The 13,949-nt window shown below is 49.0% G+C and carries 10 protein-coding genes; 3 read left to right on the top strand and 7 right to left on the bottom strand.

Annotated features, from left to right (window positions below; translation table 11 throughout):
- Nucleotides 1-43: 43 nt before the first annotated feature.
- From M4J38_RS11955 to M4J38_RS11935, 5 genes are read right to left on the bottom strand one after another with little or no spacing between them, the layout of a single operon-like run.
- Nucleotides 44-1,975 carry a glycoside hydrolase family 97 protein gene (locus M4J38_RS11955; RefSeq protein ID WP_251759834.1) on the bottom strand — a complete coding sequence of 644 codons (1,932 nt, stop codon included), beginning with the start codon at nt 1,973-1,975 and terminating at the stop codon, nt 44-46.
- Nucleotides 1,976-2,000: 25 nt separating this feature from the next.
- Nucleotides 2,001-4,613 (bottom strand): xylan 1,4-beta-xylosidase, encoded by a 2,613-nt coding sequence (gene xyl3A, locus M4J38_RS11950; protein WP_251759833.1) that lies wholly within the window; start codon nt 4,611-4,613, stop codon nt 2,001-2,003.
- A 31-nt stretch (nt 4,614-4,644) separates the two neighbouring features.
- Complete coding sequence (locus M4J38_RS11945) at nt 4,645-5,718, bottom strand: esterase (RefSeq protein WP_251759832.1); 1,074 nt, start codon at nt 5,716-5,718, stop codon at nt 4,645-4,647.
- 8 nt (nt 5,719-5,726) lie between these two features.
- Nucleotides 5,727-6,875, bottom strand: coding sequence for an esterase (locus M4J38_RS11940; RefSeq protein WP_251759831.1), 1,149 nt, complete (start codon nt 6,873-6,875; stop codon nt 5,727-5,729).
- A 29-nt stretch (nt 6,876-6,904) separates the two neighbouring features.
- Nucleotides 6,905-8,053, bottom strand: a complete 1,149-nt coding sequence (locus M4J38_RS11935) for an esterase family protein (protein ID WP_251759830.1) — start codon at nt 8,051-8,053, stop codon at nt 6,905-6,907.
- Nucleotides 8,054-8,717: 664 nt separating this feature from the next.
- On the opposite strand from M4J38_RS11935, the gene M4J38_RS11930 reads away from it, so the two are divergent.
- Together M4J38_RS11930 and M4J38_RS11925 are read left to right on the top strand one after the other, a co-directional pair.
- Nucleotides 8,718-9,053, top strand: a complete 336-nt coding sequence (locus M4J38_RS11930; protein ID WP_251759829.1) for an L-rhamnose mutarotase — start codon at nt 8,718-8,720, stop codon at nt 9,051-9,053.
- 28 nt (nt 9,054-9,081) lie between these two features.
- Nucleotides 9,082-9,984, top strand: coding sequence for an AraC family transcriptional regulator (locus M4J38_RS11925; protein WP_251759828.1), 903 nt, complete (start codon nt 9,082-9,084; stop codon nt 9,982-9,984).
- 57 nt (nt 9,985-10,041) lie between these two features.
- Here M4J38_RS11925 and M4J38_RS11920 read toward each other — a convergent pair whose 3' ends face one another.
- Nucleotides 10,042-11,688, bottom strand: coding sequence for an alpha-L-fucosidase (locus M4J38_RS11920; RefSeq protein ID WP_251759827.1), 1,647 nt, complete (start codon nt 11,686-11,688; stop codon nt 10,042-10,044).
- Nucleotides 11,689-11,957: 269 nt separating this feature from the next.
- On the opposite strand from M4J38_RS11920, the gene M4J38_RS11915 reads away from it, so the two are divergent.
- Entirely contained in the window at nt 11,958-12,560 is a 603-nt protein-coding gene (locus M4J38_RS11915; RefSeq protein ID WP_251759826.1) for an RNA polymerase sigma factor, read from the top strand.
- 104 nt (nt 12,561-12,664) lie between these two features.
- Here M4J38_RS11915 and M4J38_RS11910 read toward each other — a convergent pair whose 3' ends face one another.
- On the bottom strand, nt 12,665-13,783 hold the full coding sequence (locus M4J38_RS11910) for a DUF4932 domain-containing protein (RefSeq protein WP_251759825.1): 1,119 nt from the start codon (nt 13,781-13,783) through the stop codon (nt 12,665-12,667).
- Between the last annotated feature and the right edge of the window lie 166 nt (nt 13,784-13,949).

The following is a 13,949-nucleotide window of genomic DNA, read 5'->3' as shown; positions in this document are numbered from 1 at the left end:
ATTGTTTTGAATGAATAGAAATCAGGGTGCGGAGGAATGCCGTTTATTCAACCGGGTGAAGCACGGCCGCGAAACCTCCGCGTCGCAGCAGCCGTACATTTACCTTGTCTTTTCGTTCCACTACAAGTTGCCGGGTTGAAAATTCTTTATCGTGTTTGCCATCAGCGATGAGGGTTAGCTTAAATGCTTTTCCCTCCGGCAAAAAATCAAGTGAAATATTGGTTTGTCTTTCCCGCAGTTCCGCACTGATGCCGGCGATGTACCAGGTGTTCCCTTTGCGCCTTGCCATGAAGACGTTTTTGCCGGGCGTACCATCCAGTAAGCGTGTTTCGTCCCACGACGCGGGCACCGTTTTCAGGAAGGATTTCGGCGCGTCGGGCAACTGGCGGTATCCTTCGGGCCGATCGGCCAGGTGCTGCAGTGCGGATTCAAAAATTACGCTGAGCGCCAGCTCGTGGCCATAAGAGGTGAGGTGCGGAAACTGTGAATTGGTGAAGGTGACCGGCGTATAATCCATGGAGCCGACAACATTCCTCGTGAAAGGCAGAATGGTGTTGTGTTCCGGTGCGGTATTGGTAAGATCGGGACCGTTGTTGTACCATTCCGCGCCGCGCACCGCTTCGTAAGTCATCAGGTTGGGGTATGTTCTGGCCCATCCTCTTGGTACGATACAGCCGTGGAAATAGACCATCATTTCAAACTGCGCGGCATCTTCCAGGATGTCGAGGTAATAATTGATCATATCCTGTTTCTCGCTTTCAAAGAAGTCAACTTTCACGCCAACGAATCCCAGTTTTTTCAACTTCGCGAATTCTTCCATCCGGTTTTCATGCGTGAGCATCCTGTCTTTCGGGGTGGAGGATACCCAGGTGTGGTTACCGCCTGAATTGTACCATATCAGTGGTTTCACGCCTTTGGAGCGGATGTATTTCGCGGCGTCTTCCATGTTGCCGCCGTTGGTCATGGCATCCCATTCCCAGTCGAGCAGGGTGTAAGGCCAGTTCATTTCAGCTGCGAGGTCGGCAAAATCGCATACAATCTTGTAATCCCTGGTGCCGTGGTTGCTCGACCAATAGTTCCAGGATACGGTGCCGGGTTTTATCCAGGCTGTATTTTTAATGACCGAAGGCGTGGAAACATCGTCCACCAGCGTAGAGGATACGATGTCTGAAAGACTGCCCATGGTCACCACGCGCCAGGGCGATCGCCAGGGCAGGGTGATGGTGGGTGTCGGCGTTCCTGTTCCGCGGCCATCTCCGGCGTCGGGGAAAGTGAGTTTGTATTTGGTGCTGTCGTTGCGGTTGCTCAGTTTGGTGCCGCAGTAACTTCTGGTGAGGTCGGCCTCGTGGAGCAGGAACCAGCAGGAACTGTCTTTGGGTTGAAAAAGCGCCGGGTAGCCCCATTCCTGCTTTTGCACTTTGTCACCACTCATCGCGGTGTACAATCCTTCGTTGGCGGGGTTCCAGCGTTCCATCCAGCGCTGTGTTTCTTTTGGGATGGTGTAGGTGGTGAACTCGTCTTTTATGATAAAAGTGCCTTGTTTTTCCGGGAACTCGTAGCGGAACACCACGCCGTCGTTGTATGCCCGTATAATGAGGTTAAGTTTCGCTTTGGAAGGATTCTCGAAGAAGACGACCAGTTCATTGCCTTCGTTGGTGCAGAGCGATTTTTTGCCGTGAAGCGCGGTGTACTGTTCCTTAATGGGTGTGGGCTTGCCCACTTTGATGAGTTTTAGTTCGTTTTGAAAATCCTGGTCACTGCGCGATAACCCGAGGTCGATGGCGGGGATGGCTTCTGTTGTGCGGCCATTGTGCGCATAAGAAAGTTTCAGCTGCCACTTCCCGGCTGCGCCGTTGTTCAGACTAAACAATTCAGCCTTCGCTTTCTGGTTGGGGGAAACAATACCCGCCTGCTGGGCTTGAACCGGGATGAATACAATGAATAGAAAAAGGCTACTCAGCAAAATGCGCCGCATGTTTTAGTATTTGTAGAAAGGTAAATTATTTGTCTGTGATGTTCAGGCTGATCATCTTTAAGTTTTTTTCATCCGAACTGTTGCCGTACCAGATTTCGTAAGCGCCCGGCGTAACTTTCATTTCAAAACCAGTTTCATCATAAAATTCAAAAGAGGGGTAAGGCAATTTTATTTCCGCCAACGCTTGTTTCCCGGGCGCCACTTCCACTCTTTTAAATCCTTTTAATGTTCTCAGCGGCCCATTAGTATCGCCGGATTTTTTTACATATACCTGGACAATCTCGATGCCTTTTCTTTTCCCTGTATTTTCAACCGGGATGGTGATGGTCAGTTCCTGGTCCTTGTTTAAAGTAGCGGTGCTGAGTTGCGCCGTTTTAATGTTGAAAGAAGTATAGCTTAATCCATAGCCGAAGGGGAACAGGGGTGTGCTTTGAAGATAGCGGTAAGTTCTTCCTTTCATGGTGTAGTCTTCAAAATCACCGAACTGGGTGGTATCCTTGTAAAAAGTGATGGGCAGTTTTCCCGAAGGGTTGTAGTCGCCGAAAAGCACTTCGGCCACGGCCTGTCCGCCGGATTCACCGCCATACCAGGCTTGCAATATAGCATCGCAGTTTTCGGTTTCAGGCACCATGCCGATGGCTGATCCGGAGCAGTTAACGAATACCACTTTTTTGCCGGCATCGTGTAATGCTTTCAGGCAATTGCGTTGCACTTCGGGCAGTTGAATATCGGTACGGTCGCCATCGCGGAACCCGGGGTAGGAAACGGGCATTTCTTCTCCTTCCAGTAAGGTGGAGAGTCCGCCCACAAATACGACGGTTTCAATGCCTTTCAACTTAGTGATGAGCCCGGTGAAATCGACGTCCACTTCTTTACCGAAATTGAATTCGATGTTGGCCTGCCAGTTGTTGAGTTGCGCGTACCTGATCTCAATTTTGTAGCGTTTTCCTTTTTCAACCGGGAATGGAATCCGCGAGGGAAGGGTACGCCAGTTGTTGTATTTCCTGATGGAAGAATCGTTCACAAAAAGTTCAAAATAACCTGTGGCGCCACATTTAAAAACGATCTCTTCCGTTTCCGGTGCAATGAATTCCGTTTCGTACAATGCGGAGAATTGCTCCAATGCCACACCCGAAGCGAATTCATGCTGGCCAGCCGTTGTTAACTTTAGGGGATTCACAATTTGGGTGGTAGTTACCGGTGTACCCGTCCTTTCCCGGTTGTTCCAGTACGTGGCTTTAAATCCTTTCTGCTGGCCTGCTGAAATGTGGGAGAAATAGCTTTGCGTGACTTTGTTTTCTACCAGGTCGCAGGCTTTGTCGTAGAACAGTTTCCCGGCAGGTACTTTGGAGCGGATGCCTTCCAGTATGCTGATGGTTCGGATGGGCGTGCCATTGTAGTTGCCCCAGAGCATGGGTTCGTTCGCCGCGTTGGGGCCTATCACGGCTATTCTGCTGTTTTTAGTGAGCGGCAATGTGTTGTTGCGGTTCTGCAACAGTGTCATCGACTGCCGGGCCATTTCCAGCGCAAGGGCGCGGTGCGCGTTGTTGTTGAGGATTGATTTGGGTGTTTGCGCCCAGGGTACGAGCGCGTCATCGTCCATGTCGCCCAGTTCAAACCGCCCTATCAATACCTTCAGGAGTCTGGCGTTCACATCTTTTTCTTTTACCAGGCCACGGGCCACGGCTTCCGGCAGATTTTTGTAAGCGTAACCTTCCCAGACGCATTCCACATCGGTGCCGGACAGTACGCCTTTGGCGGCGGCATGCAGCGGGTCGGAAGATGTTTTGTGGCTGGAATAGAAGTCGGTGATGGCCCCGCAATCGGATACCACAATATGTTTAAAGCCCCAGTCTTCCCGCAGAATAGTTTGCAGCAGCCTGGTGTTGGCGCAACAGGGTTCATCGTCCAGGCGCTGGTAGGCGCACATCACCTGGCGCACGTCGGCATCTTGCACCAGGGCTTTGAAGGCGGGGAGATAGGTCTCCCAGAGGTCGCGGTTGCTTACATTGTTCAGGTTCAGGGTATGCCTGCTCCATTCCGGGCCCGAATGTACGGCATAGTGTTTGGCGCAGGCGAGTAGTTTGCGGTACTTTGCATCATCAGGCCCCTGCAATCCTTTTACTACGGAGATGCCCATCTTCGTCGTCAGAAAAGGGTCTTCTCCGTAGGTTTCCTGTCCTCTTCCCCAGCGGGGATCGCGGAAGATGTTCACGTTGGGCGTCCATACGGACAGGCTCAGGAAACGTTTGTTCTCTTTGCCCTGGCGCAGTGCATCGTGGTATTTGGCGCGTGCTTCGTCGGAAACGGCGTTGAAGATGTCGAATACCAGTGCGTCGTTGAAAGAGGCCGCCATGCCGATGGGTTCAGGAAATACGGTCACGCTGTCGTTGTTCGCGAAACCGTGCAGCGCTTCGCTCCACCAGTTGAATTTTTTAATACCCAGTCTGGGGATCGCGGGCGACTGGTCAAAAAGCAAAGATGCTTTTTCTTCCAGCGTGAGCCGGGAGATCAGGTCTTTTGCCCTGGTTTCAAAATCCAGGTTGGGATTCTTATAAGGAAGTTGTGCGAACAGCGCATTCGTTAAGAATATTAAAATAGCGGGTAACAATATGCGCTTTTTGTGAACGTATTTCATTTGTCAGAATTGATCGGAATGGTTTCAGTACTTACTTGAACGCTTCCTGCAAGGAGTTGCCGAGAAACAAACGGCAGTTCATCCAGGTGTGTCCTCCGGGAACGATATGTGTTTTGAGTTTTATGTTCTTTTTTTCGAACATGGCGATGTTTTCTTTAACACTATTGTAAAGGAAGTCTTCTGTGCCTACGCTGATGGTGAACAATTTGAGTTGTTGGTTGAGTTTGGCCGCATCGGGCGACCAGTTGGAAAAGTTGCGCTGAAACTCTTCCGTAGCGGTGTAGGGCGCATAAGAGAAGACATAAGCAAACTTGTCCGTGTTTGTAAGGCCGATGTTCAGAGTCTGTCCGCCACCTACGGAGAAACCGGCGATGGCGCGGTTGGTGCTGCCAGGCAACACATTGTAATTCGATTCTATGAAGGGCAGCAAATCGTTCACCACATCTTTTGTGAAATCGGGCATTGGTTTGGGCCGTACATTGCCGTACGGCATCACGATGATCATGGGTTTGGCCTTGCCCTGCGCGATGAGGTTGTCGGCAATCAGGTTGGCCCGGCCCACTTTTGTCCAGGTTTCTTCCGTGTCGGAGCCGCCATGCACCAGGTACAATACGGGGTATTTGGTGGCCGATTGGGGGTTGTAGCCCGGCGGGGTGTATACCAGCGCCTGCCTGGTGGTGCCCAGTGTTTTGGAAGTGTACAACCGGTAACTGATTTTTCCGTGCGGCACATTTTGAAGGGCGTGCAACATCGGCTGATCGCCGGGGATATCCACGATGCTTCTTTTGAAACGTTCGTTGGCGAAGATGTTTGTATTGTTGGGATCCGCCATTTCTACGGAGTCCACCATAAAGCTGTAAGGATAGATATCGGGCTTCACCTGAGGAATCGTAACGCTCCAGATGCCCGATGTGTCTTTATTGAGGGCAACCGGACCCGAAAGAAACTCTCCCCGTAAGGTCACTTTTTGCGCGGTGCGGGAGTAATAACGGAACGTAACGCTGTTATCGGTGTTTACTTCCGGTGAACTGATGGAAGGCGGACGTTGCGCGAAGATCGGCTGGATGCAGAGCAGCAAGGCTGCTGCGGCGATTGTTTTTTTCATGGCGTGCATCATTTAAAAAGTAATTGAGCGGTTTCGTTCAGGTACAGTTTGGTATTCATCCAGGTATGTCCGCCCAGGCTCACATGGCTTTTATACCGCACCTGTTTCGATTTCAGGTAGTTCATGAATTCCGCTGTCTGGTTGTATAGGAAGTCTTCCACGCCCACGCCTATCCAGAACAGGTTCAGTTGCTTGTTAGTATTATCGGGTGTATTTACGATAGCCGGGTATTGTTTTTCAATTTCCTGTTGGGAGAGATAGGAACTGTAGCAGCATATCCAGGAGAACTTGTCCATGTTCCCGAATGCGGCGCGCAGTGTTTGTCCGCCTCCGCGGGAGAAGCCGCCAATGGCACGACTGTTTCTGTCTGTGCGGGTCCGGTAGTTCTTTTCAATGTAAGGCAGGATATTTTTAACGAGGTCGTCTTCAAACTCTTTTGACCTGGAGAGCGCGTCGGTGCTTTCCCTGCCGGTAGGGTCAGCCGGTTTGGCCCCGCCTTTCTGTTCTTTGATCCGCGCCTGTACGTTACCGTAAGGCATCACGATAATCATGGGGGTGGCTTTGCCTTCGGCGATGAGGTTGTCGAGGATGAGGTTGGTTTTGCCCACCTTGAACCAGGTTTCTTCTGTATCCGTTGTGCCGCTGATCAGGTAAAATACCGGGTATTTTTGCTGCGCGTTTTTATCGTACCCCGGCGGCGTGTACACCACCAGCGATCCGGTGGTGCCCTGGACAGAAGGATAGTATTCGTAATTAACGGAGCCGTGGGGCACATCGCGGAGTTCATGCACCATGGGCGTGAAGCCGGGAATGTTTACCAGGCTTGCCTTGAAGCGTTCGTTGGGAAAGAAGTCAACGTTGGCGGGATCCATCACGGTAATGCCATCTACCACAAAACTGTACGGGTAGATATCGGGCTTAACGGGATTGGTGGTCACGCTCCAGATGCCGATGGAATCTTTGGTCATGGAAAGCGGCGCTTTCTCGAACTGGGCACTCAGCTTTACTTCTTTTGCCAGTGGGGCAAGGTATCGGAAAGTGACTTTCTTATCTGGATGAACTTGTGGTGATATCACCATCGGTCCTCGCGGTGGCTGGGCCAGGAGTGAACCGGAAATAAGGACTACTACGCATATAAGAAAATGATGTGGGCGCATGGCAGAGCGTTTTTGAGGGAATGGTTGGTTTATTTGAAGAGCAGTGGCGCGAACTGGTGGAGGCATCTTCTCCAGGTATGCCATTCGTGGGCGGTACCTTTGGATTCGTAATACACATTGTTGATGCCCGCGGTCTTCAGTCCTTCACTCAGCGCTTTCATGCGTTGTCCTTCCTCGGTGCCGATGCCGAGGAACAGCACTTTTACTTTTTTGTTGAAGGCGGCCGGGTCGCTGAAAGCGCCGTTGTAGGCGGTCTTTAATTCTGTTTGTACGTTGAACATGCCCGCTCCGCTGAATCCGCCGATGTAAGCGAATTTGTCCAGGTTGTTCAGGGTAATCTGGAAGGTCTGGAAGCCGCCCCAGGACAATCCGGCCATGGCTCTGTTGTTGCGGTCGGTAAGTGTGCGGAAGTTTTTATCAACCATTGGAATGAGGTCGTTCAGGAGCATAGGCGTGAAAGAGGCGCCGAACCTGCTTCTGGCTTCATTTACATCTTCTCCCGGCTTTGGACGGAAAGCTTCTTCTATGTTGCCGCTTTCCATCACCACGATCATGGGTTTGGCTTTTCCTTCGGCGATGAGGTTGTCGAGGATGAAGTTCATATAGCCCTGGGTGGACCAGCCCGTTTCATCTTCCGCCATGCCGTGCTGCAGGTATAAAACCGGGTATCTTTTTTTAGGGTCGGCATCGTATCCCGGTGGGGTATACACGAAGCAGCGACGGGTTTCCTTCATAGTGTTCGAGTAATAGTAAACACCGCGCACTTCACCGTGTGGCACTTGTTTGGCGGTGAAAAAGTCTTCGCCGGTAGGCACTTCAATGCCACTGGTCCACCTGCCCGTTCCAAAGTAGGATACGCTGGCGGGATCGGCTACGCGAACGCCATCTATCCACAGGAAATAATAATGGAACCCTGGGGCCAAAGGTGCCGTGGTAATGGTCCAGAAACTATCTGCTCCCATTACCATATCGTATTTCTTTCCGAGATCAAGCTGAATCTTTTTGGCTTCAGGCGCTTTGAAGCGGAAGATGCCACGCAACTGGTTGTCGATCCTTGGGTAAACAAACCCAGGCGCATTGGTGACGGCGCGTTGCGATTGTGTGGTATCCTCATTTTGTGCGAAGCAATGGCTCCCGGTAAGGGACAACAGAAGCAGTGCGATCGTTAGTACTTTCATGATGGCTGTTTTGATTTGAAGGTTAACCGGTGATGGTAAATGAACGTTGGTATTATGGTTAAAAAAATAGCAGTGCATCCATTGGCGTAACTGGTGAGGCAGGTTCTGATCGGCAAAGGGAAAAAATACCCGCGCCTCTAAAATGCAATCGGTTTCAAAACTATTGTTTTGATCGGTTACTGCAAATTTTTTTTGGGGGAACGTGGGTTGGTGCTGGTAAGATTCGCCCTGTATTGTTGCCTGTGTGCGATGCCGCATAAAGTTGTTCCGGTTGCGTTGCTTTTAACCTTTCTTTAAGGGGTGAGTCTCTTTTGTATAATAAAAAGTCTGTTTAGGATAAAGATAGCAATGGATGGGACGATAAATTTGTTGTGTGTTCAATGTTGTAATTGCAGCGTTCATGTGTGTTTTACTTTAAGTGAGTTTGCTTTGCTGATGGAAACGGCGGTTGGTTGACTTTAACGTAAAACGGATATGTATAAACTGGCGCCACTTTGACCACTGCGATGTTCTGATTAAAACGATTTGCGATGCTATATCTCCAGCCACTGCCCATGGTTTATTTCCCGCTTCTTTTCAAAAACAGCCGTATGTACAGCGATGTGCGGTACTGTGTTTCCGCACAACATAAGGGTGTTCATTTATCATCTAAATCCTGGTGGCCATGAAACGTTATTGCATGGCCCTTGACCTCGAAGATGATCCGGACCTGATTTCGGCGTACCGGGAATGGCATAAGGCTGAAAACGGATGGCCCGAAGTGAACGAAAGTATCCTGGCGGCCGGTGTACGGCAAATGGAAATTTATTGCGTGGGAAACCGCTTGTTCATGATTATGGAAACCGAGGATACTTTCAGTTTTGAACGTAAGGCGATGCTGGATGCGGCTAACCCCAAAGTGCAGGAATGGGAAAAGCTGATGTGGCGTTTTCAACGTCCGCTTCCTTTTGCGAAGGAAGGGGAGAAATGGGTGGTCATGAACAAAATATACGAATTGTGAATACGGTAGCGTCCTAAAATTATAAGCAATGGATCAGAAACAATTTGCGAATATGCCCCAGGACCTGATGTGGTCAATGCCCGTGCAGGAAGCTGGTGTTTCGGTACGTGAGCAGTTGGAGGAAGACCTCGCGAACAACTGGCACTGTCATCCGGAGATGGAAATCGTGTATGTGAAAAGAGGCGAAGGTGTTTGTTTGATCGGCGACCATGCGGGCCGTTTCAGTAAGGGAGATGTCTTTTTGCTTGGTCCTTATCTCCCGCATTGTTTCCACCATGAACCAGTGGTGCTGGATGAAACGGGGATGAATAACGGTACGGCCGTCTGTTTGAAATTTTTACCGGGAATTATGGGCGGCACCTTCCTGAATGGCGCGGAAACCATCTCTATCCGGAAATTGTTCCAGGCTGCCTGCAATGGCATCAGGCTCACAGGTGCTTTAAGTGAGGAGGTGGCCGGGCTGATGGAAGAAATGGTTGCCGCGACACCGGTGAAAAGGCTTATTCTCCTGTTCACTTTGCTGGAACGTATGGCAGACGATAACGGCGGTATATTACTGTCTTCAAACGGGTATTCCAATCATGTGAGTATTCCCGACCAGTCCAGGATCTCGAAGGTGTTTGATTATACGATGAACAATTATGGCGATAAGATTTCCCTGGAATCGGTAGCGGCGCTGGTGCACATGTCGCCACATTCTTTTTGCCGGTTTTTCAAGAGCCGTACGCGCAAAAGTTATTTCCAGTTTCTCACGGAGGTCAGGGTGTGGAACGCGTGCAGGTTGTTGCTGGAAGATGACCTCACGGTGTCTGAAATCAGTTTTATGTGCGGCTACAATAATATTTCGCATTTCAACCACCAGTTCAAACAGGTGATGTTTAAGTCGCCGCGTGAATATAAAAAAGCTTTTCACCACGAAGCGGCATCCTGAATACAAGGTCTTCCCATTTTTATAACAGGGCGTCCCATTGCGGGACGCCCTGCTTTTTTAACTGAGTTTGAAAACATAGGCTACCTGCTCCGGTGCCGATGCGGGTATTTCGAGGGTAAGCGCTTCGCTGCCATTGGTCATTTTCACGCTGCCTGTACCCAGCAGGGTGGCTGAGGCGATTGTTTTACCGAACTGATTTCCCTGTTTCAGGCTTTTGATGCGGAAAACATTGTTGGCTGGTCTGCCCATCACGATGGCGTAAAGTGTATCTCCTTTGCTGGTGAAGCGCACGTCTTCGTGCGTGGAGGGGCCGGCTTTTCCTTCGTTGAATCCTTGCGCGGTAAGTGGTGCGGCTTTCGCGAGGGAAGGGCCTTCGCCGAAGGTTTTCCAGGGGCGGGTACCAACGATGGCTTCGCTGTTCACCTGCATCCAGGTGGCGATGTCTTCCACGGTTTTCCTAGCTTTGTCGTCGAGGGATCCGTCGCCGCGAAGCGGCACGCTGAGTAACAGGTTTCCGTTTTTGCTCACGATGTCCACCAGCATGTGGATCACTGTTTGGGCGGACTTATAATGATTGTTGTCGTAGATTCTCCTGTCGTAGTGCCAGCTGCCGATGCAGGTACAGGTTTGCCAGGGCAGGGGTTCGATCTTGTCGCTTTGTCCGCGTTCAATATCCCATACCATTGTTTTGCGTTGTTCTTCGTCCAGGATTTTTCCGTTGATTACCGCTTCCAGTTTGCCGTGTTTTTTGATGCTGCGGTTGTACATGTGCGCGGCGATGCGTAATCCCGCATCGCTTACGGGCCATAACGGAAGCGCCGTATCATCGAAGTACACGAGTTTGGGATCGTATTTGTTGATGAGTTCGATGGTTCGTTTGTAGAACTTTTCGCAATATTCCTTGCTGGGTGGCGTAACACCATTGCCCCAGTTCCATTGGCTGTGAATGGTGCCGGTGTTTTCGCTGTTTTTAGACAGCGGGTGGTTTTGCGCATACAATTCCTGCGGGTCCATACCGTCCCACCATTTTCCTTTGCCGTCAGCTTTTGTAACATTGCCATCATAGGGGATGCCTGCTTTCGGTCCTTTTTTATCGGAGCGTTGCGCGGTTTCCATCCAGCTCCAGGCGTGGGCCGCGTGCACGCTAACACCAAAGTGCAGGCCATGTTTGCGGGCGGCTTTTGCCCATCCGCCCACGAGGTCTTTTTTCGGACCCACTTTAACGGAATTCCAGGGTTGGTGCTTTGAATCGTATAAGTCCATATTGTCGTGGTGGTTGGCGAGGGCCACAAAATACTGGGCGCCCGCTTTTTTGTACAGCGCCAGCAATTCGTCGGGGTTCCATTTTTCCGCTTTCCATTCGTGGATCACATCTTTAAAACCAAATTCGGATGGGTGACCATATTTTTCAACATGGTACCTGTATTGGTCGGATCCTTCATCGTACATGTGCCGTGCGTACCAGTCGCCACGTTCGGGTTGACACTGCGGTCCCCAGTGTGCCCAGATGCCGAATTTGGCATTGATGAACCAATCGGGTGTTTTGTATTGTTTCAGGGATTCCCAATCGGGTTTGAATGGTCCTTTCGCAAAGGCTTCTTCGCCTGCCGGAAGAAAACTGATCAGTTCATCCTGGAGGAATCTGGAAAGAAAGGCTGCAGGCGCTGCGCCGGCAATAGTTTTGATGACAGTCCGTCTTTTCATGCTCTATGTTTATTGAAGGATTATTGTTGGATGAAATGGCCGATTGTAATGAAATATTGCAAGGGCAACAATGGAACTTCATCTAACTTAAAAGCAATTTATCAAAGTATTCCGGCTTCAGGATTGCTACGTTAATATAGTGCAAGTTTTAGCGACTATGCCACATGCCGCTCTGAAGAATTAACAGGAAGTTTGTGTATTGTAAGCATGGATGTTATGCCTGCCTACAGTAGCATGTGAATGCCCCTGGTTCATTAAATAGGTTTGCCATGGAAGTGAGGAACGGCGATGAGTTTTTATGGACAGGTTTTCGAAACGGAGACCGGTTGTGCCTGGAAATGCTCGTAAAAAAGCACTACGCGTTGTTGTACGATTACGGTAAGAAATTTACCGGAGACCAGGAATTGGTGAAAGATGCCATACAGGAACTCTTCCTTGTATTGTGGAAAAACAGGGCCACAATAGGAGAAACTCAATCTGTCCGGAATTATCTTTTTAAAGCATTGCGGCGGAAAATCGAACGTTTGCTCAATGCAAAAAAAGGAACCCAGGCCGTTCCGCTTGAGTTTGAACATTTCCTCCCCGCCAACCTGGAATCACCTGAACTTTTACAAACGCTGCGCGAAGAGAACAATGCGCGATCCGCCCTTGTTTTCTGCATCCTGGGTACACTTTCCCGCCGCCAGCAGGAAATTATTTATCTCCGGTTTTACCTGGAAGCCGACCATGATGAGATCGCCAGGATCATGGGGCTTAGCAGGCAGGCGGTATATAACCTGCTTCATCTTTCCATCGCCAGGCTGAAGCGCCTCTCCATTCATGTGAAAGGGCATGAACTGATGTTCCTGGCCCTGGGATTATTTTTTTGCTGAAAAAATCTGGAATGCTTATCCTTCAAGACTACTCTGGTGGAGGATCAGTATGTAGAAAATGTTCAACTTTGACCCCCACTTAGTACATCAATACCAGCCGTCGTTTATTGTACGAACTGTTTCAAAAATTCAGGGTAAATGTCATCAATTTTTTTATCCGGATGCTCCGATCGCGTTTTCAATAATTTATCAGTGAATTCCTGCATTTTAGGAAAGCCTCTTTCCTTCATCAGGCTAATAACGCTCTGTTTGGTTTCCTGAAAATCTTTCTCGTCATAAGTGTCTTTGCAATACAATACAAAAACGGCGTAAGTCATGTATTCATCGAAAACCTTTACGGGGTTGGGATAAGCGGAAACACCTTCTATGGCTTCATTTGTCCACTTTTTCCTGTCTTTAAAATATTCATTGACCGCTTCCTGATTCGCGAGCGTTGGGGCCTTTACATAATTGTGGTCAATTTCGGTAAACATCACCCTCGTATTGAGCAATTCGTTTTCACGCGCTGAGAGGTTTTCCAGCTTGTCAACCGGTGGCAGCACCATATAGATGAGTTTAAAATTGTTGTTTTCGAAGTCACCTGTATAATTCAGGCTGTTGATTAACGGGGAGCAGAAAATAGTGTAACTGTTCTGCGTTGTTTTGAAATTTTTTTCCAGCCATTTCCATTGTTTACCCAGGTTGGCGTTCTTTTCATAAGTAGACACAATGGTTGCATAATAGGGTTTGTGTTTTTTATAAAATGCCCTGAAGTTCGATTTCCTGGCGAACTCCTCGATTGCGGTTTTGTAAGTCGAAATAGGGTTTTCCGTTATTTTAATCTTAGAAATTGTAGTCGCGGGAAAATCAAAGATGTTGTTTTTCACCAGTTTGTTCCCTTTAAAATCGTAGGAAATGCCGTTTCCGGTGAGAAAAATATAGTTGTAGATGGATTCGACCAGCAGGGAGTCGAATGTTTGGATGATTTTTTCGTTTGCAAAAGGTTTGAAGTGCTGGATAACATCCTGATAATATGTTCCTTTCTGCTCTACCATATCGTCGTTCTCCAAACCAGATGCGGTGATGGCGATCATGATTTGAACCAGCTCCTTTACTTCATTGATTTCAATTTTATATTTCCCCTGATTCGCTTTTTTGAATTTTTCTGTGAAATTCACTTTGTATTGTGCGTGTGAGAAAACTGAAGTTGAAATTAAAAGGATTAACAAGAATCTTTTCTGCATTATGGTATTTTGTAATTTATTCTTTTGTCGATGTAAGGTCTTTGCCCGAAATCACCGTATATATCCGGTAGCCAGATGTGGAACCGACAATCAAAGCACAGAAATTAAGTAAGCACTAACGTCAACAAAACAGATTTGCGCTGCAAATTTACAAAATTCATTCGCA

Origin of the sequence: Parasegetibacter sp. NRK P23, from assembly GCF_023721715.1 — a bacterium.
In the GTDB taxonomy this organism is placed as follows: Bacteria; Bacteroidota; Bacteroidia; order Chitinophagales; family Chitinophagaceae; genus Parasegetibacter.
Note: the sequence above shows the minus strand (reverse complement) of the source record. Positions and strands in the feature narration are given on the sequence as shown.